This window comes from Micromonospora halotolerans (assembly GCF_032108445.1).
GTDB lineage: Bacteria > Actinomycetota > Actinomycetes > Mycobacteriales > Micromonosporaceae > Micromonospora > Micromonospora halotolerans.
On the sequence record NZ_CP134876.1, the window covers coordinates 3,333,177 to 3,357,549 of the forward strand.

Consider the following 24,373-nt stretch of genomic DNA (forward strand, 5'->3'; position numbering starts at 1 on the left):
CTTCCCCAACATCCCCCGGACGGCTGACGGCCCGCGTCCGGGCCCACCGGACGGGCCGGATCCCAGGGGCCCTCGCGGCGCGGGAGTCGGCCGTATGGTGTGCCTGCCGGACCGCGTCCCCGCGGTCGACGACCCCTGCCGGGAGCCCGCCGTGACCCAGCCGCCGTACCCGCAGCCCGACCCCGCGGGCGGCCAGCCCTCGCCGCCCCCGCCTCCCGGCGGGTGGCCGGCGCCGCAGCAGCACGGTCAGCCGGGACCGGGAGCGCCGGCGCCGCAGCAACCGGGTCCGGGCGGCTGGGGTACGCCGCACCAGCAGCCCGCGCCCGGCTGGCCCGCCCAGCACCAGCCGTACGGGGCGCCGCATCAGCAGCCCGCGCCGAGTTGGCCCGGCCCTCAGCAGCCGTACGGCGCGCCGCACCAGCAGCCCGCGCCCGGCTGGCCGGGTGCGCACCAGCAGTACGGCGCGCCGCACCAGCAGCCCGCGCCGGGCTGGCCGGGTGCGCAGCAGGCGTATCACCCGGGTGGCGTCGGTCCGGGGCAGCCGCCGGCCGTGCCGACCGCGAAGCGGATCCCGGAGGACCAGCCGTTCGTGGTCCGGCCGAGCCTGCGCAAGCGGGCGCTGACCCTCGGCCTGGTGACCCTGGCGATCGGCCTCGTGATCGCGTGCCCGATCGGGCTCGCCGCGTCGTCGGAGGGCGGCGGCGTCGGGCTGCTCGCCATCATTCCGGTGGTCATGCTCGTCTTCGCCGTGCCGGTCGGCCTCCAGCTCTGGCTGGTCTCCTCCGGCGGACCGGTGCTGGCGCTCGGGCCCGCCGGGCTGTGGATCAAGACGCGGCCGACCCGGGGGCAGGCGATCTGGCTGCCGTGGGAACTGGTCGAGCGGATCTACGTGCGGCGCTGGAGCCTGGAGAAGATGCTCTGCGTGAAGCCCCGGGACCCGCGGGTCGGCAGCGGCCTGGGCGCCTTCACCGCGCTCGACTCCGGGATGCAGCAGGCCTTCTTCGGCACCGGCTTCACCGCCACCGTCAACCACGCCGACCGGAGCGAGGACGAGATCATGCGAGCCGTGGTCGGGTACGCGGCCGGTCGCTGCCGGGTGGGCTGAACCGGGCGCGACGCAGAGGTGGCTGTGCATTACCGCACACCGTGCACCCGCTCGGTTGCCGCCGGTTCCCATCTCGTTAGGCTGCGGCAAATGGCCTGTCTCATCTGATGACAGGCGTCAAACTGATTTTCCAACGCTGGTGGCGGCGCGACGGCGCGCCGCGGAGACGGGACGGGACGCGCAATCGTGGACCTGTACGAGTACCAGGGGCGGGACCTGTTCGAGCGGCACGGGTTGCCCGTGCTCGCCGGCGGCGTCGCCACTACCCCGGAGGAGGCCCGCGCGATCGCCGAGCGCCTCGGCGGCCGGGTTGTCGTCAAGGCGCAGGTGAAGGTCGGCGGCCGCGGCAAGGCCGGCGGCGTGAAGCTGGCCGAGGGCGCGGAGGAGACGGTGGCCCGCGCCACCGACATCCTGGGCATGGACATCAAGGGTCACACGGTCCACAAGGTCATGATCACGGTGACCGCGGACGTGGCCGAGGAGTACTACTTCTCGTACCTGCTGGACCGGGCGAACCGCACCTTCCTCTGCATCGCCAGCGTGGCCGGCGGCATGGACATCGAGCAGGTCGCCGCCGAGACCCCCGAGAAGGTCGTCAAGGCCCCGATCGACGCCAACACCGGCGTGGACGAGGCCAAGGCGCGGGAGATCGTCAGCGCGGCCGGCTTCCCGGCCGAGGTCGCCGACCAGGTGGTCGAGGTCGCGGTCAAGCTGTGGCAGGCGTTCGTCGCCGAGGACGCCACGCTGGTCGAGGTGAACCCGCTGGCCACGACCAAGGACGGCAAGCTGCTGCTGCTGGACGCCAAGATCACCCTCGACGAGAACGCCGCGTTCCGGCACCCGGACCACGAGGCCCTGGTCGACCAGGCGTCGGTGGACCCGCTGGAGCAGGCCGCCAAGGCCAAGGACCTCAACTACGTCAAGCTCGACGGCGAGGTCGGCATCATCGGCAACGGCGCGGGCCTGGTCATGTCCACCCTCGACGTGGTCGCGTACGCCGGTGAGCGGCACGGCGGCGTCAAGCCGGCCAACTTCCTCGACATCGGCGGTGGCGCGAGCGCCGAGGTGATGGCGAACGGCCTGGAGATCGTCCTTTCCGACCCGTCGGTGAAGAGCGTCTTCGTCAACGTCTTCGGCGGCATCACCGCCTGCGACGCGGTCGCCAACGGCATCGTGCAGGCGCTGGCGCTGCTCGAGCAGCGCGGCGAGAAGGCCACCAAGCCGCTCGTCGTCCGCCTCGACGGCAACAACGCCGAGGCCGGCCGGGCGATTCTCGACGGCGCGAACAACCCGCTGATCCAGCGGGTCGACACCATGGACGGCGCGGCCGAGCGGGCCGCCGAGCTGGCAGCTGCGGGGGTCTGACAATGGCTATCTGGCTGACCAAGGACTCCAAGGTCATCGTGCAGGGGATGACCGGTTCCGAGGGTTCGAAGCACACCCGGCGGATGCTCGCCGCCGGCACCAACGTCGTCGGCGGCGTCAACCCGCGCAAGGCGGGCCAGAAGGTCGACTTCGACGGCACCGAGCTGCCGGTGTTCGCGTCCGTCGCGGACGCCATGAAGGAGACCGGGGCGGACGTCACGGTCATCTTCGTGCCGCCGCAGTTCACCAAGGCCGCGGTCGTCGAGGCGATCGACGCCGGCATCGACCTGGCCGTGGTGATCACCGAGGGCGTGCCGGTGCACGACACCGCCGCGTTCTGGGCGTACAACGTGGCCCAGGGTGAGCGGACCCGGATCATCGGGCCGAACTGCCCGGGCATCGCCTCGCCGGGCGCGTCCAACGCCGGCATCATCCCGGCCGACATCACCGGCTCCGGCCGGATCGGCCTGGTCAGCAAGAGCGGCACGCTGACCTACCAGATGATGTACGAGCTGCGGGACATCGGCTTCTCCACCTGCGTCGGCATCGGCGGTGACCCGATCATCGGCACCACCCACATCGACGCGCTGGCCGCCTTCGAGGCGGACCCGGAGACCGACGCGATCGTCATGATCGGCGAGATCGGCGGCGACGCCGAGGAGCGGGCGGCCGAGTTCATCAAGGCCAACGTGACCAAGCCGGTTGTCGGCTACATCGCCGGCTTCACCGCCCCGCCCGGCAAGACCATGGGCCACGCCGGCGCCATCATCTCCGGCTCGGCGGGCACCGCCGACGCCAAGAAGGCGGCGCTGGAGGCGGTCGGCGTGAAGGTCGGCAAGACCCCGACCGAGACCGCCAAGCTGATGCGGGAGATCATGTCCGGCCGCTGAGCGGTCCCGTGACGTGCCGAGGGGGTCGACCGGTTCCGGTCGGCCCCCTCGCCCGTCCTACCGGTACCAGTACGGGGAGTAGTAGTTGCCCCGGGACCGGATGATGGCGCTGGCGATGAGGTTGATGACGCCGAACGCGATGGCCAGCCAGCCGAGCACCGGGGACTTGCCGAAGCGCTTCGCGTCCCGGATCGACAGGTAGCCGAAGACGATGCCCAGGATGCCGCAGCAGAGCAGGCCGGTGATGATCCCCAGGACGCCCCAGAGGGTGGTCCGGTCCCGGCCGGCGGCCGGTGGCGGCGTGGGCGGCGGATACGGAGCGTTCACGGCTTCCTCCGAGCGGTCGGTGCCGCGACAGGAAAGGTCGCGTCCTGGGCCGAGGCTAAACCGGATCCGCGCCGCCGAGCCGATGGATCAGGGAACTCGCCGCGGTCCCGGGGCGGTATCGGACTGCCGTCGCCCGCGCGGCATGCCAGAGTAGAGCCGATGTCACGCGTCACCCCTGACCAGCCCCGCCACCCCGCGGCCGAGGCCGCCGCCGACGCCCGGCCGAGCGGCCGTGCCCGGCCGGCGCCGCGGGTGCCCGCGCCCCGGTCGGGGGAACCGCCGCGCGGCCGGGCCCCGCTGCCCGTCGCCGCCGGGGTGGCGGCCCTGTGGGCCGCCGTGACGTCGTGGCTGCCGGTCTCCGTGGTGCTCGGCCTGGCCCAGCTCAGCGAGGACGCCGGCTCGGTGCCCGGCGCGCTGCGCGCCGGCCTCGTCGGCTGGCTGCTCGGGCACGGCGTGCCGGTCGAGACCTCCGCCGGGCCGCTCGGCCTGACGCCGCTCGCCCTGACCGCGCTCGCCGTCTGGCGGCTCACCCGCGCCGGCGTGCACGTCAGCCGGGCCGTCGGCGCCCGGGGCAACCGCTCGCCCGGGCGGGCGCTCACCGCCGCGGTCGCGGTGGCCATCGCGTACGGGCTGCTCGGTTCCCTTGCGGCCCTCGCGGTCGGCGCGGGCGGGTTGCGGGTGTCCCCGGTCCGGGCCGGGCTGACCTTCGCGGTCCTCGGTGGGCTCGCCGCCCTGGTCGGCGCGCTGCGGACCACCGGCGTGTGGGTCCTGCTGGCCCGCCGTGCCCCGGCGGCGCTGCGCGACGGTGTGCGTACCGGGCTGGTCGCCGGCCTGCTGCTGTTCGGCGCGGGCGCCGGGGCGGCCGGGCTGGCCGTGGCCACCGGGGGCGGCGACGCGGCCGACATGATCGGGGCGTACCGGACCGGGGTGGCCGGTCAGGCGGGCATCACGCTGGTCAGCCTCGCCTATGCGCCCAATGCCACCGTCTGGTCCGTCAGTTACCTGCTCGGTCCCGGGTTCGCCGTCGGCACCGACACCGCGGTGCGGACCAGCGAGGTCTCCGTCGGCGCGCTGCCGGCCGTACCGTTGCTGGCCGGCCTGCCGCGCGGCCCGGTGGACGGGCTGGGCGCCGCGCTGCTCGCGGTGCCGGTGCTGGCCGCCATGGCGGCCGGCTGGCTGCTGGCCCGGCGGCTGCTGCGGCTCGCGGCCGAGGACCGCGCGCCGGTCGGGTGGTCCACCCTGCTGGTCCCGGCGGCGCTCGCCGGCCCGGTCGCCGGGCTGCTGCTCGGCCTGGCCGCGGCGGCCTCCGGCGGTCCGCTCGGCGGCGGCCGGCTGGCCGACATCGGCCCCGCTGCCTGGCCGGTGGCGGGCGTGGCCACCCTGGTGATCGCCGTCGGCGCGCTCCTCGGCGCCGCGGCCGGCCGCAGCCTCACCCGCACCCCGACCCGCTGACTCCGCACCGGGCCCGCAGACATGAAGGGGCGCCCCGCCGATCGCGGGACGCCCCTTTCCGCCAGCGGAGATGATCAGGGCTCGGTCGGCAGGTTCACGTTGGCGACGATGCCGAGGATGAGCACCAGGATGCCCAGACCGGCACCGACCGCGCCGCAGATGAGGCCGGCCTTGGCCTGGCCGGCGTTGCTGGCCAGCCCCTGGTCCGCCTTCTGCTTGGCCAGGTAACCGGTGATCACACCGGCGATGCCGATCGGGATCCCCAGGTAGAGGCAGCAGACCATCGGGATCGACACGATGCCGAGGATCATCGACACCAGGCCCAGCGTGTTGTTCTGGCCGCCCTGGCCGGTGGGGTAGCCGGCCTGCGGGTACTGCGGCGCGGCGCCGTACGGCTGCTGCTGCTGCGCGTACGGGTCCTGCCCGTAGGGCTGGCCGGAGGTGGGCTGCTGGCCGTAGGGCTGGCCGGAGGTGGGCTGCCCGTACTGGGGGGCCTGCGGCGGCTGCCCGTACTGCGGGGCCTGCGGCGGCTGCCCGTACTGCGGGGCCTGCGGCTGGCCGTACGGGTCGTACTGCGGGGAGGTCGGGTCCTGGTTCGGCTGCTGGCCGTGCGGGTCCTGACCGGGGTAACCGGGCTGCATGTGCGGGGCGCTCCTCAAACTGGGGGGTCAACGGTCCATGGTCGGGTTGTCGCCGCTCATCATTCCGCCCGGACACGGGACGCCGCGGCACACGGGCCCGGGACCCAGGTCAGTCACGATGCCGACGCCGGGGCCGGGCGTACGCATCGCCCCGGGCGACGGCAGCGTATCGTGCCGGCGCCACGGGGGAGATCACCAACGGCGGCGCGGCCCGAGCGTCGGACGCCCCCGCAGGCCCGATAGGGTTGCCGCGTGACCGAGCCCGCGTCCGTCGCCCGCCTCGTCGTCCTCGTCTCCGGCTCCGGCAGCAACCTCCAGGCTCTGCTGGACGCCGCCGCCGACCCCGCGTACGGGGCCCGGGTGGTGGCCGTGGGCGCGGACCGCGACGGGATCGCCGGCCTGGACCGGGCCGCCGCGGCCGGCGTGCCGACCTTCGTGGAGCGGGTGAAGGACCACCCGACGCGGGCGGACTGGGACAAGGCGCTGACCGCCCGGGTCGCCGAGCACCGGCCGGACCTGGTCATCAGCGCCGGTTTCCTCAAGCTCGTCGGCCCGCAGTTCCTGGCCGCGTTCGGGGACCGCTACCTGAACACGCACAACACCCTGCTGCCGGCGTTCCCCGGCATCCACGGCCCGCGGGACGCGCTCGCGTACGGGGTGAAGGTCACCGGGGCCACCCTGTTCTTCGTCGACGCCGGAATGGACACCGGGCCGATCGTCGCCCAGGTCGCCGTGCCGGTGCGGGACGACGACGACGAGGAGACGCTCACCGAGCGCATCAAGTCCGCCGAGCGGCGCCAGCTCGTCGAGCAGGTCGGTCGGCTGGTCCGTGAAGGTTGGACGATCACCGGCAGAAAGGTCACCGTTCCATGAGCGCCACTGGGGACGTCCGTCGCCCGATCAAGCGGGCGCTGGTCAGCGTCTACGACAAGACCGGGCTGGTCGAGCTGGCCCGGGCCCTGCACGAGGCGGGGGTGGAGATCGTCTCGACCGGCAGCACCGCCTCGACGATCTCCGGCGCGGGCGTGCCGGTGACCCCGGTCGAGCAGGTGACCGGTTTCCCGGAGATCCTCGACGGCCGGGTGAAGACGCTGCACCCGAAGATCCACGGCGGCCTCCTGGCCGACCTGCGCAAGGACGCGCACGCCGCCCAGCTCGACGAGCACGGCATCGCCGGCATCGACCTGCTGGTGTCCAACCTCTACCCGTTCCAGGCCACGGTCGCCTCCGGCGCCAGCCAGGACGAGTGCGTCGAGCAGATCGACATCGGCGGTCCGGCGATGGTCCGGGCCGCGGCCAAGAACCACGCCTCGGTGGCCGTGGTGACCGACCCGGCGGCGTACCCGGCGCTGCGGGACGCGCTCGCCGAGGGCGGCTTCACCCTGGCCCAGCGCCGGGCCCTCGCAGCCCGCGCGTTCGCGGACATCGCCGACTACGACGTGGCCGTCGCCGAGTGGTTCGCCGGGGAGCTGGCGCCGGCCGCCGACGGCTGGCCGGCGTTCGCCGGGCTGGCGTTGCGCCGCCAGGCGGTGCTGCGCTACGGCGAGAACCCGCACCAGGCGGCCGCCCTCTACGCCGACCCGGCCAGCCCGGCCGGCCTCGCGCAGGCCGAGCAGCTGCACGGCAAGGAGATGTCCTACAACAACTACGTCGACGCCGACGCCGCCTGGCGGGCCGCGAACGACTTCCCGGAGCAGCCGGCGGTCGCGATCATCAAGCACGCCAACCCGTGCGGCATCGCGGTGGGCGCGGACGTGGCCGAGGCGCACCGCCGGGCGCACGCCTGCGACCCGGTGTCCGCGTACGGCGGGGTGATCGCGGTCAACCGGCCGGTCTCGGTGGAGCTGGCCCGGCAGGTCGCGGAGATCTTCACCGAGGTGCTGGTGGCGCCCGGCTTCGACGAGGGCGCCCTGGAGGTCCTCCGGGCGAAGAAGAACATCCGCCTGCTGCGGGCCCCCGACTTCGACCCGCTGCCGGCCGAGTGGCGGCAGGTCACCGGCGGCGTGCTGGTGCAGCTGCGGGACCGGATCGACGCCGCCGGTGACGACCCGGCGAACTGGACGCTGGCCACCGGCGAGGCGGCTGACGAGGCCACCCTCCGCGACCTGGCGTTCGCCTGGCGGGCGGTCCGGGCGGTGAAGAGCAACGCGATCCTGCTGGCCCGGGAGGGCGCCACCGTCGGCGTCGGGATGGGCCAGGTCAACCGGGTCGACTCGGCGCAGCTCGCGGTGAGCCGGGCCGGCGCCGAGCGCGCCCGCGGCTCGGTCTGCGCCTCGGACGCGTTCTTCCCGTTCGCCGACGGCCCGAAGATCCTCATCGAGGCCGGCATCCGGGCGATCGTCCAGCCCGGCGGCTCGATCCGCGACGAGGAGACCATCGCCGCCTGCAAGGAGGCCGGGGTGACCATGTACCTCACCGGCACCCGGCACTTCTTCCACTGATCTCGACGAACCCGACAGGGGCGCGGCCGACCGGCCGCGCCCCTGTTTCATGTGTTGCCTGCCGCGGCCCGAGCGATGTCACGAGTGGACGGCTGACCAGCCGAAAGGACGACTGTCCACCATTGCCGGGTTGTGAAAGTTGTTGCTAGCGTTGTCCGGCAGCAAGCGATCGACCCTCCCCGTTCTCTGCTCGATTCGCTCCCGCCCCGCGGCCGTCGCGCCGCCCGCTCGAGCGGCCACCCCCTCGGACAGGTTTGCCCATGCGCGCAGTCGACCGGTTGAGCACCGTCGTCGCCGCGGTGGCGTTCGTCCTGGCCGGCCTGGGCGCGCCCGCCTGCACGGAGAACCATCAGCCCGGCGCGGCGGTCACCGCCGTACAGCGGTCGATCGACCACGGCGGCCACGCCGTCCTCCCACCGGACGGACGGGCGGCCGTCGATACACCGGTCCCTACGCCGGGCCGTGCCGCCCCGCCCTCCGGCGACCCCCGGGCCGCCGCCGCGCCTCGCGCGCCCGGCGACGCTCCGTCGGAGCTGCGGACCGAGTTCTCCGGCGGACCCTGCGGTGACCACCGCGCCGGCGTCACCGCCGGCGACGGACCGGACGACGTCCTCCCGGCCGCGTACCAGCAGGTCGGCGGCAGGCCCGAGTGGGTGGCCGCCGCGATCGCCCGCCCGCAGCCGGCCCTCCCGCTGCCGCCACGCGGCACCCTGGCCACCCGCGGCCCACCGGCCTCCGCCTGACCCGCCCGCCTCGCCGGACGTGACCCGAGGTCCGTCCGGGCGTTCCGCCGGCCCAGGGTCCCTCGCGGACGGTGACCGTCCGACAGCGGTAGGCGCCCCCGCGCGCCGTCCGTCCATCGTCTTCCATCCCGGGCCGCAGGCTCGGTACCCCCACGAATCCGGGAGGATTCACATGTCCCAGTCACGCTGGCGCAGGCCGGCGACAATAGCGGGCGCGCTGGTACTCACCGCCGCCCTCGGTGGCGTGGTCGCCACCAACCACGAGGTGCAGGAGAAACTGGGCCTGGCCGACGAGCCGGGCGCCAACATGCCCTGGCACCCCAGGGAATTCATGGAGATGGCCGCCGGCGAGTCGTCGGAGGAGGCCGGCGAGGAGGCCTTCGAGGCCCGCACCATCGCCGAGCAGTTCGCTCAGGCCCGCTACGCGCCGGGCATCGTCGCGCCGGGCGCGTATTCCCACGCGCTGAGCCAGCTCAACGCGTTGCCGGTGACGAAGGGCACCTGGCGCGAGGTCACGAAGATCAAGTACGACGGCGACGACCCGCGCTACCGCGACTACGCGTCCAACTCGTCCGGCGGCGCCGGCCTGGTCACCGGCCGGATCACGGGTCTCGCGTCGGACAACAGCGGCCACGTGTACGCGGCCGGCGCGGACGGCGGCGTGTGGCGTTCCTCGATCGGCGGCGGGAGCTGGACGCCGATCACGGATGCGCTGCCCACCCTGTCCAGCGGCGACGTCGTGCTGGCCGGCGACGGTTCGCTCTGGTACGCGACCGGCGAGGGCAACACGGGCGGCACCTCGTACGTCGGCGCCGGCGTCTACCGGCTGGCCAACCCGACGTCCGGCGCGTTCAAGACGACCGACCGGGTCGGCGGGACCGAGCTGGAGAGCACGGTCATCAACAAGCTGCGCTTCTTCGACGGCAAGGTCTGGGTCGCCACCAACCGGGGCCTGTTCTCGCACGCGATGGGCAGCACCACGGGCGCCTGGAAGCTGGAGTTCACGCCGAACCCGAGCTACCTGCCGGGCGGGGCGAACGCGGGTGACGCGAACGCCGCGTACAAGAACATCGTCAACGACGTGGCCCAGGACCCGCGCAACCCGAAGCACGTGGTGGTCGCCTCGGCCTGGCGCTCCGGCGACACCTACAACGGCTTCTACGAGACCGTCGACTACACGGCCGGCGGCTGGACGAAGGTCAACCCGACCGGCGCCATGCCGGCCGACGACATCGGCTACGTGACCTTCGCCTTCTCCGCCGACGGCGGCAAGCTGTACGCGATCAACCAGTCGCCACGACTGCTCAACAAGCCGGCCGGCAACGTGAACAGCTACCTGGACGGCATCTACGTCTCCAACACCGGCAACCCGGCCGGCCCCTGGAACAAGATCGCCGACTCGTCGAAGCTGGGCAACTCCGGCTCGGCGCTCAAGCAGACCGTGATGGGGAAGGGCTACGGTCCGGGCATCCAGGCCTGGTACAACCAGTTCCTGGCGGTGGACCCGGCCAACCCGAACCACGTCTGGGCGGGCCTGGAGGAGGTCTACGAGTCGACCGACGCCGGTGCCAACTGGAGGACCGTCGGCCCGTACTGGAACTTCAACTTCTCCTGCTGGAACATCCACGACGCTCAGAACACCTGCAACAAGACCACCCACTCCGACCAGCACTCGGTGGCCGTGGGCAACGGCTTCGTCTACGTCGGCAACGACGGCGGCGTCTACCGGCGGCCGATCAACGGAAAGACCGACAGGGACGGGCACGCCACCGACTGGCAGAGCCTCAACGACGGGACCATCGACGCGCTCCAGTACTACTCGGTGGCGCTGGGCCAGGACCCGGCCAGGGCCGGCACCGTCGTCTCCGGCGGTCTGCAGGACAACGGCACCTCGATCCTGCGCCCCGGCGACACCCGGATGGGCTCGCACTTCGGCGGTGACGGCGGCGACTCCCAGGCCGACCCGGCGAACGGCTGCCGGCAGGTCCAGGAGTACACCAACCTGGCCATGCGGGTGACCGAGAACTGCAACGCCAACACCGGCTCGGGCACCCAGGCGGACTCCACGTCGCGGGACATCCAGCCGTACACCGGCGCGCCCGGCGACGAGCTGGCCCGGTTCATCGCGCCGTTCGCGCCCGACGACCACGACGCGAACGTCTGGGTCGCCGGTGGCCAGCACGTCTGGGTCAACACGAAGGGCTACTCGATCCAGAACGGCAAGGGCTGGACCAACGTGTTCGACCTGGGCGCCGGTCGCACCGCCACCTCGGTGGCGGTCTCCGGTGGCACGGCGTACGTCGGCTGGTGCGGCCCGTGCAACAACGCCGGCTTCGCCCGGGGCCTCGCGGTCGGCAAGGTCACCGACCCGTCGAGCTGGCACCAGGTCGCCCTGCCGGGTGACTTCCCCAACCGGTTCCTCCAGGGCGTCGGGATCGACCCGGCGAACCCGTCGCACGCCTACCTCGCGGTCAACGGCTTCTCCCGCCGGTTCACCGAGGGGCCGGGCGCCGGCTTCGGTCACGTCTTCGAGACCAGCGACGCGGGCGCGACCTGGAAGGACGTCTCGGCGAACCTGCCGGACGTGCCGGCCAGCTCGATCAAGGAGCTGTCCAACGGCGGTCTGGTGCTCGCCACCGACCTGGCCACGTTCTACCGCGCCCCCGGCGCCACCGACTGGCAGCGGCTCGGCGCCGGCCTGCCGCTGACCGTCGGCATGGACGTCGAGTACAACGCGGCCGACAACTCGGTCTACGTCGCGACCCACGGCCGCGGCATCTGGGCGTTCAACCTCGCCCAGCTCTGACCGGCCACCCGTGTGGAGGCCCCGTCCCCCCTTCCTCCGGGGGACGGGGCCTCCGTCGTTGCTCGCGTCAGGCGCCGGGACGTACCTCGGCGAAGTGGCAGGCCGAGGGGTGCGGGTCGGCCGCGCGCAGCACCGTGAGCGGCTCCTGGGTGGCGCAGACCTCCTGCGCCTTCCAGCAGCGCGTGCGGAACCGGCAGCCCGAGGGCGGGTCGGCCGGGCTGGGCACGTCACCGGTGAGCCGGATGATGGTCCGATCCTCGCGGGCGTCCGGGTCGGGCACCGGCACCGCGGAGAGCAGCGCCTGGGTGTACGGGTGGGTGGCCCGCTCGTAGATCTCCTCCTCGGTGCCGACCTCCACGATCTTGCCGAGGTACATGACCGCCACGCGGTCCGAGATGTGCCGGACCACCGACAGGTCGTGCGCGATGAAGATGTACGACAGCCCGAACTCGTCCTGGAGCTGCTCCAGCAGGTTGATCACCTGGGCCTGGATGGAGACGTCCAGGGCGGACACCGGCTCGTCGCAGACGATGATCTCGGGGCGCAGGGCCAGCGCCCGGGCGATCCCGATGCGCTGCCGCTGGCCGCCGGAGAACTGGTGCGGGTAGCGGTTGATGTGCTCGGGGTTGAGCCCGACCACCTCCAGCAGCTCCTGCACGCGCCGCTGCCGGCTGCCCTTCGGCGCCGCCTCCGGGTGGATCTGGAACGGCTCCCCGATGATGTCGCCGACCGTCATCCGCGGGTTCAGCGAGGTGTACGGGTCCTGCATCACCATCTGCATGTTGCGGCGCAGCCGGCGCAGCTCCGAGCCGGACGCCTTGAACAGGTCCCGACCCTCCAGGGTGGCCCGGCCGGAGGTCGGCGTCTCCAGGCGCATGAGCAGCCGGGCGAGCGTCGACTTGCCGCAGCCGGACTCGCCGACCACGCCGAGGGTCTCGCCGCGGCGCAGCTCGAAGCTGACCCCGTCGACGGCCTTGACCGCGCCGATCTGCTTCTTGAACAGCACCCCCTGGCTGATCGGGAAGTGCTTGACCACGTTGTCGACGGAGAGGATGGTCTCGCCGCGGACCTTGGTCGAACTAGCGGGCGCTGTCATCACGGACCTCCTGCGCGAAGTGGCACGCGCTGGTCCGGCCGTCGCCGAGGACCAGGTCGTGCGGCACCACGTCCACGCAGACCTGCTGCACGTACGGGCACCGGGGGTGGAACGGGCAGCCGGACGGGATCCGCATGAGGTTCGGCGGCAACCCCTTGATCGTCGACAGCGCCTGGCCGCGGACGTCCAGGCGCGGGATCGACTCCAGCAACCCCTTGGTGTACGGGTGGGCCGGAGCCCGGTACAGCGAGCGCACGTCGGCGTGCTCGACGATCCGGCCGGCGTACATGACGGCGATGCGGTCCGCGACGCCGGCGACCACGCCGAGGTCGTGGGTGATCAGGATCATCGCCATGTTCAGGTCGCGGCGCAGGTCGGCCAGCAGGTCCATGATCTGGGCCTGCACGGTGACGTCGAGCGCCGTGGTCGGCTCGTCGGCGATGAGCACCTTCGGGTCCAGGGCGAGCGCCATGGCGATCATGACGCGCTGCCGCATGCCCCCGGAGAACTGGTGCGGGTAGTCGCCGAGCCGCTTCGCCGCGGCCGGGATCTTCACGAGGTCCATGAGCTCGACGGCCCGCCGGCGGGCGTCGCCCCGGGACATCCCCTCCCGCTGGCGCAGCGTCTCGCCGATCTGCCAGCCGACCGGGAAGACCGGGTTCAACGCGGAGAGCGCGTCCTGGAAGATCATCGCGATCTCCTTGCCGCGCACCTGCCGGCGCTGCTCCTCCGACTGGGTCAGCAGGTCCCGGCCCTGATAGAGGATCTGGCCGGAGCGGACGTGCGCCGGGGGCGTGTCCAGGATGCCCATGATGGCCTGGGCGGTGACCGACTTGCCGGAGCCGGACTCGCCGAGCACGGCCAGGGTCTCGCCCGCGTCGAGGTGGTAGGTCACCCCGTTGATCACCTTGGCCACGCCCTCGTTCGTGCGGAACTCGACGTGCAGGTCCCGTACCTCGAGCAGGTGGCCACCGGGCGGGGTGGGGGAGGCCGGCGTGGGCCGGACCGCGGACTGGGTCATGAGGTTCTCACCGCAGCTTCGGGTCGAAGGCGTCGCGGATCGCGTCGCCCAGCATGATGAAGGCGAGGACGGTCAGCGCCAGGAAGGCGGAGGGCGCGATCAGCGGGGTCGCCGCCTCGCGCATGTGGATCCGGCCCGTGTCGATGTCCTGGCCCCAGGAGATGGTCGGGGCCTTCAGGCCGATGCCGAGGAAGCTCAGCGTCGCCTCGGCGGCGATGAACGAGCCGAGCGCGATGGTGAGCACCACGATCGCCGGGGCGAGCGCGTTCGGCAGGATGTGCCGCCACATGATCCGGCCGTTGCGGGCGCCGAGCATCCGGGCCGCGGCGACGTAGTCCTGCTCCTTGGCGGTGATCACCGAGGAGCGGACCACCCGCGCCGCGGTGGTCCAGCCGAGCACCGCCAGCACGAAGATCACCGCGAACAGCCGGACGTTGTCGCTGCTGGTGCTCAGCCGCTTGAGCAGCACGATCGCGGCGAGCAGCAGCGGGATGCCGAGCACGATGTCGATCACGCGGGAGAGCACCGCGTCGACCCAGCCGCCGAAGTAGCCGGCGAGCATGCCGACGATCAGCGCGATCACGCCGGTGGCCAGCGCGGCGAGGGCACCCACCAGCAGCGAGGCGCGTGTGCCGTAGACCGCCCGGGCGTAGACGTCGCAGCCCTGGAAGTCGTACCCGAAGATGGCCCCGCCGGACGGCCCGGCGTGCTGCCGGGAGAGCAGGCAGTCACGCGGGTCGTTGGCGGTGAACAGCGACGGCACCGCGGCCATCGCGGTGATGAGCACGACCAGGCCCAGGCTGACCCAGAAGATCGGGTTGCGGCGCAGGTCCCGCCAGGCGTCGCCGGCCAGGCTGCGCGGCTTGTGCGCCTCGGCGACCTTGTTGGGCGCGCCCGGCTCGCCGGAGACACCCCGCCGCGCGGCCTGGTTCTCCGTGGCCGCCACGGTTTCGAAGTCACTCATAGCGGATCCTCGGGTCGAGTACGGCGTACAGGACGTCCACCACCAGGTTGGAGATCAGGTAGACCACGACGAGCACGCTGACGATGCCCACCACCAGGGGGCCGTCCTCGGTGCGGATGCCGCGGAACAGGTTGAAGCCGACACCGGGGATGTTGAACACGCCCTCGGTGATGATCGCGCCGCTCATCAGGTTGCCCAGCTCGACGCCGAGGAAGGTGACCACCGGGATGAGCGAGTTGCGCAGCACGTGCACGCTGACGATCCGGCGCTTGACCAGGCCCTTGGACCGGGCGGTCCGGACGTAGTCGGCGCGCAGGTTCTCCGCCACCGAGGTGCGGGTCAGCCGCAGGGCGGTGGCCAGCGACAGCGAGCCGAGCACGATGCCGGGCAGCAGCAGCGCGTAGAAGCTGGGTTGGGTGCCGGCGGTGGGCGGGAAGAGCTGCCACTTGACGCCGAGGAAGTACTGCGCGAGCGGCGCCAGGACGATGGTCGGGATGCCCAGCACCAGCAGGGTGAGCACCAGCGTCGAGTTGTCGAAGATGCCGGCCCGGCGGATGCCGGCGATCACGCCGGCGGTGACGCCGAAGACGATGGCCACGGCGAGCGCGATGAGCGCGAGCCGCACCGTGACCGGCCAGGCCTGCTGGAGGATGTCGCCGATCTGCCGGCCGGTGAGCGACTGGCCGAGGTCGCCCTGGAGCAGGTTCTTGACGTAGTCGAGGTAGCGGTAGAAGAAGCCGCCCACGCCGGTCTGGTCGAGGTGGTACTTCTGCGTCAGGTATGCCCGCTGGGCCGCCGTCACCGGCCGCTCCCCGGCGAGGGCCTGGATCGGGTCGCCCTGCCCGGCGAACATCAGCGCGTAGACGATCAGCGTGGTCCCGAAGAACGCGAGGACCATCTGCAGGAGGCGCCGCAGGATGAAGCGGAACATGCTTGCCAGTCTCTCCGGAAAAGCGCGAAAGGGGCGCGGGATGACATCTCTGGCGTACCGGAAGTTGGCCACCGGTGCCCTCCGGCCCGGTGGAGCCGGCGCCGGGACTACCGGCCCGCGGGGTGCCGGCGGCCTGGGCCGCCACGTGCGCCGGGCCACCCGGGTCGCCCCGGGTGGCCCGTCCCACGGTCAGCTCAGCTGGCCGCCTCGATCTTGACGAGGTTGACCCGCTGGAACAGGTCCATCTGGACGTTCTTGACCTTGCTGGAGTGCCCGTACACGTTCTCGCCGAAGCGGAGCGGGATCACCGGCATGTCCTTGGCCAGGATGTCCTCGGCCTGCTGGTACTTCTTGATCGCCTCTTCCTCGGTGGGCGCGGCCGAGCCCTCCTTGACCAGGCGGTCGAACTCCGGGTTGCTGTAGCCGTAGTAGTTCGACGAACCGTTGGTGCTGTACAGCGGGCCGAGGTAGTCCTCCATGGACGGGTAGTCCATGACCCAGCCCATGCGGAACAGGCCCACCGGCTGCTTCTTCTCGACCTTGGTCAGCAGGTCGGCGAACTTCGGCTCGGCCGAGCCGACGCAGTCGACGCCCAGGTTGGCCTTGAGCTGGTTGCAGGTCGCGTCGACCCAGTCCTTGTGACCGCCGTCCCCGTTGTAGGAGATGGTGATCTTCGACGGGCCGCCGGCGGCCTGGTAGAGCTTCTTGGCCTCGGCCGGGTTGAACTGACCCGCGGCACCCGTGGTGTTGTCCCGGTAGCCCGGCAGGACCGGCGAGACGAACGAGCGGGCCGACTGCTGCGAACCCTTGAAGATCGACTTGGTGATCTCGTCACGGTCGATCGCCATCGAGATCGCCTTGCGCACGTCCGGCTTGCTGTAGTCCTTCTCGAAGGTCGGGAAGGCCAGGAACTGGAACGACGACATCGGGCTGGTCTGGTAGTTGTCGCCCAGGTCGGTCGGCGCGGTGCTCAGGTTCTCGGTCGGGATGGTCGGCAGCACGTCGAGGTTGTCCGACTGCAGGTCCGAGTACGCCGCGGTGAGCTGCTGGTAGACGCGGAACTCGACGGCCTTCACCTTGGGCTTCTCGCCCGGGTACGCGTCGTAGCGCTCGACGTCGAGCTTGCTGTCGTGCTGCCAGGTGCCCTTCATCTTGAACGGGCCCTGGCCGATCGGCGCCTGCTCGTACGAGTCGTTGAGCACGCCCGGCGCGGAGAACGCGGCCTTCGGCAGCGGGTAGAACGCGGTGTAGCCGAGCATCGACTTGAAGTCGATGTACGGCTCGGAGAGCGTCACCTGGAAGGTCGAGTCGTCGACCTTCTTCAGGCCGGACATCGTCGTGGCCTTCGGCTTCTCGCCCTGCAGGTCCTGGTAGCCCGCGATCTTCTCGAAGAAGTAGCTGCCGCCCTGGCCGTTGGGCGCGTACGCGCCGTAGTTCCAGGCGTTGATGTAGTCGTCGGACGTGACCTTCTCACCGTTGTGGAAGGTGAACCCGTCCTTGAGCTGGATCGTCCAGACCTTGTTGCCCTCCGACGGCGTCACCGACTTGGCGGCGACCTCGTACGGCTTGTTCTGCGCGTCGTAGTCGACGAGCGGGCTGAACAGGCCGGCGAGCACCTGCGAGCCGGACGTTTCGGTGGTGTTGGTGGGAACCAGGTGCTGCGGCTCGGCGATCTGGATACTGACCGCCGCATCCTGGCCGCTGCCGCTCGATCCGCCGTTCCCCCCGCTGCCGCAGGCCGCCAGGCCCAGCGTCACCACGAGCGGGAGGGCGGTCCAGGCGGCGAGTCTACGAACTCGCATGAACTCTCCTCATCTCCTCACGCTGCGCAGTCGGGCCCGGCGCTGGGTGACACTGCGCAACGAGCGGTAACGGTAGGTCGCGCTCGACCCGATCGACAACGGAGCCGTTGCGAACCGATAACGGAACGTGCCGCCCGGGGTTGTCGTCGCCCGACCGGCCTGCTACGCGATACCTCGCAGATGGGTCAGCCAGGGATTTCGCGTCGCCCGGGCGCGCCGTGTGGTGCGCTCTCGACGTCCTTGGGCGGATGGGAAGACGCTGTCCGGGCCGTCCCGTCAGGTGCCGGGCGTCCGTTCCCGCGTGTGGTGCGATCCACAGTTAGTGACTGTCCGTGACTTAACCCACGTCACGGTTCGTCACCCTTTACCGACGTCGGCCGGCCGGGCGCGGGGCGTGAGACGATCCAGTCGTGACGGCGACGATCCTGGACGGCAAGGCGACCGCGGCGGAGATCAAGGACGAGCTGCGGACACGGGTCAAGGCGCTGGCGGAGCGCGGCATCACCCCGGGGCTCGGCACGGTCCTGGTGGGCGAGGACCCCGGCTCCCAGGCGTACGTCAACGGCAAGCACCGCGACTGCGCCGAGGTGGGCATCGCCTCGATCCGTCGCGAGCTGCCCGCCGAGGCCACCCAGGAGCAGCTCGACGCGGTGCTGACCGAGCTGAACGCCGACCCGGGCTGCCACGGCTACATCGTCCAGCTGCCGCTCCCGGCCCACCTGGACACCCAGCGGGCGCTGGAGATGATCGACCCGGACAAGGACGCCGACGGCCTGCACCCGGTCAACCTGGGCCGGCTCGTGCTCGGCTACGACGCCCCGCTGCCCTGCACCCCGCGCGGCATCGTCGAGCTGCTCCGCCGGCACGACGTGCCGCTGCGCGGCGCGAAGGTCGCGCTGGTCGGCCGGGGCAACACCGTGGGCCGGCCGCTCGGCCTGCTGCTCACCAGGCGCAGCGAGAACGCCACCGTGACCCTCTGCCACACCGGCACCCTGGACCTCGCGGCGCAGACCCGTGAGGCCGACATCGTCATCGTCGCGGCCGGCGTGCCGGGGCTGCTCACGGTCGACATGGTCAACCCGGGCGCGACCGTGGTCGACGTGGGTATCACCCGGGTGATCGGGACCGACGGCAAGGGCCGCTACACCGGCGACGTCGACCCGGAGGTGGCCCAGGTGGCCGGCAAGCTGGTGCCGATGCCCGGCGGGGTCGGTCCGATGACCCGGGCCATGCTGCTGACCAACGTCGTGGAGCGGGCGGAGCGGCCGGATTGAGCCGCCCAGGCATGTCATAACCGTCCGCCCCTGGCCCGATCGGTGCCAGGATGGCTGATACGGTCCGGAAAACCGACTGGTATCAGGGAGTGGGACGACCATGGGTAAGAAGGTCACTGTCGTCGGGGCCGGCTTCTACGGCTCCACCACCGCACAGCGCCTGGCCGAGTACGACGTCTTCGACACCGTCGTGATCACCGACATCGTGGAGGGCAAGCCGGCGGGTCTCGCGCTGGACCTCAACCAGTCGCGCGCCGTCGAGGGCTTCGAGACCAAGGTCGTCGGCGTCACCACCGGGCCGAACGGCGAGGGCTACGAGGCCATCGAGGGTTCCGACGTCGTCGTCATCACCGCCGGCCTGCCCCGTAAGCCGGGCATGAGCCGGATGGACCTGCTGGAGACCAACGCCAAGATCGTCCGGCAGGTCGCCGAGAACGTGGCCAAGTACGCCCCGAACGCCGTCGTCATCGTCGTCTCCAACCCGCTCGACGAGATGACCGCGCTGGCCCAGCTCGCCACCCAGTTCCCGAAGAACCGGGTGCTCGGCCAGGCCGGCATGCTGGACACCGCCCGGTTCACCAACTTCGTGGCCGAGGCGCTGAACGTACCGGTGAAGTCGGTGAAGACCCTGACCCTGGGCTCGCACGGCGACACCATGGTGCCGGTCCCGTCGAAGAGCACCGTGAACGGCAAGCCGCTGCGTGAGGCCATGCCGGCCGAGCAGATCGAGGAGCTGGTCGTCAAGACCCGCAACGGTGGCGCCGAGGTCGTCGCGCTGCTGAAGACCGGCTCGGCGTACTACGCCCCGTCGGCTGCCGCCGCCCGGATGGCCAAGGCCGTCGCCGAGGACTCCGGCGAGGTCATGCCGGTCTGCGCCTGGGTCGACGGGCAGTACGGCATCTCCGGCGTCTACCTGGGTGTCGAGGCCGAGATCGGCGCCGAGGGCGTCAAGCGGGTCGTCGAGACCGACCTGGACGCCGACGAGCTGGCCGCCCTCAAGGAAGCCGCCGAGGCCGTCCGCGCGAAGCAGGCCGACGTCGCCAACATGTGACCCGAGAACCACCGCCGAAGGGGCGGGCCGGCTTCGCCGGCCCGCCCCTTCACGCATCCCCACCCCGCGGCGCAGGCCGGGGGAGAGGGGTGAAGGGACGGCCCAGGTGGGGGGTGGCCAGGGTGGTCGGGCCTCGGTGGGCGAGGGAGGTCAGGAGGGCGGTGCGGGAGGTGGCCGCCGTCCTGGGGTCTTCCTCGTGGGCGTAGGGCAGGGTGGGGTCGACCAGTTGGAGGGGGTGGACCAGGAGGTCACCCGTCACCAGGAGCCGGTCGGCGCCGTCGTCGACCAGCACCGACTGGTGGCCGGGGGTGTGTCCGGGGGTGCTCAGCACGCGTACCCCGGGGGTGAGGTCGGTGTCGCCGTCGACCACCCGGAGCTGGCCGGCGGCGCGCAGCGGCCCCAGGAGCCGGGCCGGCAGCTCGGGGTGGAACAGCTTCAGCGCGGCCAGCTCGGCGCGCTGCACCAGGTGGTCCGCGTTCGGGAAGAGCGGGCCCGCCCAGCCGATGTGGTCGGTGTGCAGGTGGGTGAGCACCACGGTGCGGACGTCGGCCGGGTCGATGCCGGCGGCGGCCAGCTCGGCCGGCAGGTGGCCGGGCACCGGCGCCCAGCTCGCGGCGAGCGCGTCGGCCGGGCCGATCCCCGCGTCGACCAGGGTGACCGGCCCGTCCCCGGTACGCAGCGCGAACGCCCGGAACGGCAGCCACCAGCGACCGTCGGGGGTGACCGTGTCCGGGTCCCGCCGGTCGGCCTCCTCCCACTGCGCGGGGGTGGCGTCCGGGAACGCCTCGGCGCGCGGTTGGAAGAAGGGACCCGCTCCGTCGAGCAGGGCGGTGACCGTGATAGACCCGACCGTGTGAGTCAGCGGCATCCGGGAAGGATGCCACCGCGGCCCGTCCCGGGCGACCCCGTTCTCCGGCGGGGTGAGGCCGGCTGGGGAGCCCCGGTCAGTTTGCAGTACGCTCGTACTGCTTGAGCACGTGTCCCCCGAGAGGAGCGCCGGCCGATGGCGAAGATCAAGGTAAACAACCCGGTCGTGGAAATCGACGGCGATGAGATGACCCGGATCATCTGGAAGCAGATCCGGGAGCAGCTGATCCTGCCCTACCTCGACGTCGACCTGCACTACTACGACCTGTCGATCCAGCACCGCGACGAGACCGACGACCAGGTCACCGTCGACGCCGCCAACGCCATCAAGGAGCACGGCGTCGGCGTCAAGTGCGCCACCATCACCCCCGACGAGGCCCGGGTGGAGGAGTTCGGCCTCAAGAAGATGTGGCGGTCGCCGAACGGCACCATCCGCAACATCCTCGGCGGCGTGGTCTTCCGCGAGCCGATCATCATGTCGAACGTGCCGCGGCTCGTTCCCGGTTGGACCAAGCCGATCATCATCGGCCGGCACGCGCACGGCGACCAGTACAAGGCCACCGACTTCGTCGTCCCCGGCCCCGGCAAGGTGACCGTCACCTACACCCCGGCCGACGGCGGCGCGCCGATGGAGATGGAGGTCGCCAACTTCTCCGGCGGCGGCATCGCCATGGGCATGTACAACTTCGACGAGTCGATCCGGGACTTCGCCCGGGCCTCGTTCCGGTACGGCCTGGACCGCGGCTACCCGGTCTACCTGTCCACCAAGAACACCATCCTCAAGGCGTACGACGGCCGGTTCAAGGACATCTTCGCCGAGGTGTTCGAGAACGAGTTCAAGGCCGAGTTCGACGCCGCCGGCATCACCTACGAGCACCGGCTGATCGACGACATGGTCGCCGCCGCGCTCAAGTGGGAGGGTGGCTACGTCTGGGCCTGCAAGAACTACGACGGTGACGTCCAGTCCGACACCGTCGCGCAGGGCTTCGGCTCGCTGGGTCTGATGACCTCCGTCCTGCTCTCCCCGGACGGCCGCACCGTCGAGGCCGAGGCCGCGCACGGCACGGTCACCCGGCACTACCGGCAGTGGCAGAAGGGCGAGAAGACCTCGACCAACCCGATCGCCTCGATCTACGCCTGGACCCGGGGCCTGGCCCACCGGGGCAAGCTGGACGGCACCCCGGCGGTCACCGAGTTCGCCAACACCCTGGAGCAGGTCATCGTGGAGACCGTCGAGGGCGGCCAGATGACCAAGGACCTCGCGCTGCTCATCTCGCGGGACGCCCCGTGGCTGACCACCGACGAGTTCATGAACGCGCTCGACGAGAACCTGGCCCGCAAGCTGTCGGCCTGACCGTCACCGTTCGCCCCGGAGCCCGCCGGCCACTGGCCGGCGGGCTCCGGGGCGTCCGTGGGGCGTCACCCGTGGCGGGCGCGCCTCGTTGAGCAGGGTGGACGTGATGCCAGTCCCGTCCAAGGAAGGTTGACCGCGGTCGCCTCGCGGCTTGAGCGCCGATCAGCCAACCTTCCCGGCTGTCACGCACAGCCAGCCGTCCCTTCCCACGCGGGGGGCCCTGTCCCGGGCCCCCCGCGCCCTGTTTGGGTTCCCCGGTGTTAAGAGGGGGCCCCTCCTCTACCGCAGGAGTTAACAGGGGGCCCTTCCTTTCAGGCGGCCCGGAGCAGTTCCGCGGCCCGCTCGGGGGCGATGTCGTTGATGAACACGCCCATCCCCGACTCGGAGCCGGCCAGATACTTCAGCTTGTCCTTGGCGCGCCGGATGCTGAACAGCTGCAGGTGCAGGTGCCCCAGCTCCCGGTCGACGTGCACCGGGGCCTGGTGCCAGGCGGCGATGTAGGGCATCGGCAGGTCGAACAGCCCGTCGAAGCGGCGCAGCACGTCCAGGTAGAGCGGCCCGAAGGCGTCGCGCTCGGCGTCGTCCAGCGCCGGGATGTCGGGCACCGCGCGGTGCGGGGCCACGTGCACCTCGAACGGCCAGCGGGCCGCCGCCGGCACGTACGCCGTCCAGTGCTCGTTGCTCGCCACGACCCGGTCGCCGGCGGCGCGTTCGGCGGCGAGCACGTCGGCGTAGAGGTTGCCCCCGGTGCGGTCGGCGTGCCGCCGGGCGGCGGCCAGCATGGTCCGGGTCCGCGGCGTGACGAACGGGTAGGCGTAGATCTGGCCGTGCGGGTGGTGCAGGGTCACCCCGATCTCCACGCCCCGGTTCTCGAACGGGAAGACCTGCTCCACCCCGGGCAGCTCGCTCAGCGCGGTGGTGCGGTCGGCGAGGGCGTCGAGCACGGTCCGCACCCGGCCGGGGGAGAGGCTGGCGAACGAGGCGTTGTGGTCGTCGGTGAAGCAGACCACCTCGCACTTGCCGCGCCCGGGGCGGACCGGGGTGAACGGCGTGATCTCGGCCGGCTCCTCGGCGACCCGCTGGCTCAGCGACGGGAACCGGTTCTCGAAGACGACCACGTCGTAGTCGGGGGCGGGGATCTCGCTGAGCCGGTCGCCCCGGGAGGGGCAGAGCGGGCACTGGTCGGCCGGGGGGAGGAAGGTCCGGGTCTGCCGGTGCACCGCGACGGCCACCCACTCGTCGGTCAGCGGGTCGTAGCGAAGCTGCGACGCGTGCGGGGGCGGCGGCAGCTCCCGCCGGTCCGGCTGGTCGCGGACCGCGTCGTCCCGCTCGTCGAAGTAGATCAACTCGCGGCCGTCCGCCAGCTCGATCTGCGTACGCTTCACTCCGCCCCCTCCGGGCCCGGCACGATCACCAGTTCGCCAACCCTGTCCTCGAGTACCCGTCGCGCATCCGGCCCCAACCGTTCGTCGGTGACCAGCACGTCCGCCGCGTCCAAGCCGACGATCGACGAGATGCCGACCGTGCCCCACTTGGTGTGGTCGGCGAGCACCACCAGCCGGTCGGCGGCCGCCACCAGGGCCCGGTCCGTGTCCGCCTCCATGAGGTTGGGGGTGGTGAACCCGGCCCGCTCGCTGATGCCGTGCACGCCGAGGAAGAGCAGGTCCAGGTGGAGCGCGCCGATCGCGGCCACGGCCAGCGGGCCGACCAGCGCGTCCGAGGGGGTGCGCACCCCGCCGGTGAGCACCACGGTCTGGTCCGGCCGGCCGCCGACGTGCAGGATCTCGGCCACCGGCAGGGAGTTCGTCACCACGGTGAGGCCCGGCACATCGGTCAGGCGGCGGGCCAGCTCGGCGGTGGTGGTGCCGGCGGAGAGCGCGATCGCGGCGCCGGGGCGGACCAGCTGCGCGGCCCGGCCGGCGATGGCCGCCTTCTCGACGGACTGGCGGACCGACTTGGCGTGGAAGCCGGGCTCGTCGGTCGAGCCGGGCCCGGCCAGTGTCGCGCCGCCGTGCACCTTGGCGAGCAGGCCCTGGTCGTGCAGCGTCTCCAGGTCGCGCCGGATGGTCATGTCGGAGACGCCGAATTCGGTGGCCAGCTCGGTGACCCGGACGCCACCGGCGGCGCGGACCCGTTCCAGGATGACCGCCTGCCGCTGTCGCGCCAGCACCCCGCCGCCACCTCCCGACTGTCGACCCGTCTCCACGTGGTCGAACGTGTTCCAACAAAGATAAACACTACCG

Annotated in this window: 21 protein-coding genes; 11 read left to right on the forward strand and 10 right to left on the reverse strand. The window is 72.0% G+C overall.

The window, feature by feature from the left end; genetic code table 11:
- Positions 1–151: 151 nt before the first annotated feature.
- From RMN56_RS15920 to sucD, 3 genes are all read left to right on the forward strand, one after another.
- Positions 152–1,105, forward strand: coding sequence for a hypothetical protein (locus RMN56_RS15920; protein ID WP_313724505.1), 954 nt, complete (start codon positions 152–154; stop codon positions 1,103–1,105).
- 186 nt (positions 1,106–1,291) lie between these two features.
- A complete protein-coding gene (gene sucC, locus RMN56_RS15925; RefSeq protein WP_313724506.1) occupies positions 1,292–2,470 on the forward strand; it encodes an ADP-forming succinate--CoA ligase subunit beta in 1,179 nt (392 codons plus the stop codon).
- A 2-nt stretch (positions 2,471–2,472) separates the two neighbouring features.
- Positions 2,473–3,360, forward strand: coding sequence for a succinate--CoA ligase subunit alpha (sucD, locus tag RMN56_RS15930; RefSeq protein WP_262283139.1), 888 nt, complete (start codon positions 2,473–2,475; stop codon positions 3,358–3,360).
- Between the two features lie 57 nt (positions 3,361–3,417).
- Here sucD and RMN56_RS15935 read toward each other — a convergent pair whose 3' ends face one another.
- Entirely contained in the window at positions 3,418–3,687 is a 270-nt protein-coding gene (locus RMN56_RS15935; protein WP_313724507.1) for a DUF4190 domain-containing protein, read from the reverse strand.
- 159 nt (positions 3,688–3,846) lie between these two features.
- Here RMN56_RS15935 and RMN56_RS15940 point away from each other — a divergent pair, with 159 nt between their 5' ends.
- On the forward strand, positions 3,847–5,139 hold the full coding sequence (locus RMN56_RS15940; RefSeq protein WP_313724508.1) for a cell division protein PerM: 1,293 nt from the start codon (positions 3,847–3,849) through the stop codon (positions 5,137–5,139).
- A gap of 74 nt (positions 5,140–5,213) precedes the next feature.
- Here the strand turns inward: RMN56_RS15940 and RMN56_RS15945 are convergent, their stop codons facing one another.
- A complete protein-coding gene (locus RMN56_RS15945) occupies positions 5,214–5,780 on the reverse strand; it encodes a DUF4190 domain-containing protein (RefSeq protein ID WP_313724509.1) in 567 nt (188 codons plus the stop codon).
- A 252-nt stretch (positions 5,781–6,032) separates the two neighbouring features.
- Between RMN56_RS15945 and purN the strand changes: the two genes are divergently transcribed.
- From purN to RMN56_RS15965, 4 genes are all read left to right on the forward strand, one after another.
- Positions 6,033–6,653: a phosphoribosylglycinamide formyltransferase gene (gene purN / locus RMN56_RS15950; RefSeq protein ID WP_262283143.1), complete on the forward strand. Its 621-nt coding sequence runs from the start codon at positions 6,033–6,035 to the stop codon at positions 6,651–6,653.
- Entirely contained in the window at positions 6,650–8,221 is a 1,572-nt protein-coding gene (gene purH / locus RMN56_RS15955) for a bifunctional phosphoribosylaminoimidazolecarboxamide formyltransferase/IMP cyclohydrolase (protein WP_313724510.1), read from the forward strand. Before purN ends, purH begins: the two co-directional genes overlap by 4 nt.
- A 260-nt stretch (positions 8,222–8,481) precedes the next feature.
- Entirely contained in the window at positions 8,482–8,964 is a 483-nt protein-coding gene (locus RMN56_RS15960) for a hypothetical protein (RefSeq protein WP_313724511.1), read from the forward strand.
- A 172-nt stretch (positions 8,965–9,136) separates the two neighbouring features.
- The gene (locus RMN56_RS15965) at positions 9,137–11,770 is read left to right on the forward strand and encodes a beta propeller repeat protein (RefSeq protein ID WP_313724512.1); all 2,634 of its coding nucleotides are present in this window, start codon (positions 9,137–9,139) and stop codon (positions 11,768–11,770) included.
- Positions 11,771–11,837: 67 nt separating this feature from the next.
- On the opposite strand, the gene RMN56_RS15970 is transcribed toward RMN56_RS15965, so the two are convergent.
- The 5 genes from RMN56_RS15970 to RMN56_RS15990 all read right to left on the reverse strand — a co-directional run bounded on the left by RMN56_RS15970 (position 11,838) and on the right by RMN56_RS15990 (position 17,584).
- The gene (locus RMN56_RS15970; RefSeq protein ID WP_313724513.1) at positions 11,838–12,866 is read right to left on the reverse strand and encodes an ABC transporter ATP-binding protein; all 1,029 of its coding nucleotides are present in this window, start codon (positions 12,864–12,866) and stop codon (positions 11,838–11,840) included.
- The gene (locus RMN56_RS15975; RefSeq protein ID WP_313724514.1) at positions 12,850–13,887 is read right to left on the reverse strand and encodes an ABC transporter ATP-binding protein; all 1,038 of its coding nucleotides are present in this window, start codon (positions 13,885–13,887) and stop codon (positions 12,850–12,852) included. Before RMN56_RS15975 ends, RMN56_RS15970 begins: the two co-directional genes overlap by 17 nt.
- Before the next feature lie 7 nt (positions 13,888–13,894).
- Positions 13,895–14,851: an ABC transporter permease gene (locus RMN56_RS15980; RefSeq protein ID WP_313724515.1), complete on the reverse strand. Its 957-nt coding sequence runs from the start codon at positions 14,849–14,851 to the stop codon at positions 13,895–13,897.
- On the reverse strand, positions 14,844–15,782 hold the full coding sequence (locus RMN56_RS15985) for an ABC transporter permease (protein ID WP_262283150.1): 939 nt from the start codon (positions 15,780–15,782) through the stop codon (positions 14,844–14,846). Before RMN56_RS15985 ends, RMN56_RS15980 begins: the two co-directional genes overlap by 8 nt.
- A 194-nt stretch (positions 15,783–15,976) precedes the next feature.
- Positions 15,977–17,584, reverse strand: coding sequence for a peptide ABC transporter substrate-binding protein (locus tag RMN56_RS15990; protein ID WP_313724516.1), 1,608 nt, complete (start codon positions 17,582–17,584; stop codon positions 15,977–15,979).
- 410 nt (positions 17,585–17,994) lie between these two features.
- On the opposite strand from RMN56_RS15990, the gene RMN56_RS15995 reads away from it, so the two are divergent.
- Positions 17,995–18,858 (forward strand): bifunctional methylenetetrahydrofolate dehydrogenase/methenyltetrahydrofolate cyclohydrolase, encoded by an 864-nt coding sequence (locus RMN56_RS15995; RefSeq protein ID WP_313724517.1) that lies wholly within the window; start codon positions 17,995–17,997, stop codon positions 18,856–18,858.
- Positions 18,859–18,958: 100 nt separating this feature from the next.
- Positions 18,959–19,909 (forward strand): malate dehydrogenase, encoded by a 951-nt coding sequence (gene mdh / locus RMN56_RS16000; protein WP_189195522.1) that lies wholly within the window; start codon positions 18,959–18,961, stop codon positions 19,907–19,909.
- A 49-nt stretch (positions 19,910–19,958) separates the two neighbouring features.
- Here the strand turns inward: mdh and RMN56_RS16005 are convergent, their stop codons facing one another.
- Positions 19,959–20,777 (reverse strand): MBL fold metallo-hydrolase, encoded by an 819-nt coding sequence (locus RMN56_RS16005; RefSeq protein ID WP_313724518.1) that lies wholly within the window; start codon positions 20,775–20,777, stop codon positions 19,959–19,961.
- A gap of 135 nt (positions 20,778–20,912) precedes the next feature.
- Between RMN56_RS16005 and RMN56_RS16010 the strand changes: the two genes are divergently transcribed.
- The gene (locus RMN56_RS16010) at positions 20,913–22,130 is read left to right on the forward strand and encodes an NADP-dependent isocitrate dehydrogenase (protein WP_151464737.1); all 1,218 of its coding nucleotides are present in this window, start codon (positions 20,913–20,915) and stop codon (positions 22,128–22,130) included.
- 311 nt (positions 22,131–22,441) lie between these two features.
- Here the strand turns inward: RMN56_RS16010 and galT are convergent, their stop codons facing one another.
- On the reverse strand, positions 22,442–23,515 hold the full coding sequence (gene galT, locus RMN56_RS16015) for a galactose-1-phosphate uridylyltransferase (protein WP_313724519.1): 1,074 nt from the start codon (positions 23,513–23,515) through the stop codon (positions 22,442–22,444).
- On the reverse strand, positions 23,512–24,300 hold the full coding sequence (locus RMN56_RS16020; RefSeq protein ID WP_313724752.1) for a DeoR/GlpR family DNA-binding transcription regulator: 789 nt from the start codon (positions 24,298–24,300) through the stop codon (positions 23,512–23,514). The genes galT and RMN56_RS16020 overlap by 4 nt, the downstream gene beginning before the upstream one ends.
- Between the last annotated feature and the right edge of the window lie 73 nt (positions 24,301–24,373).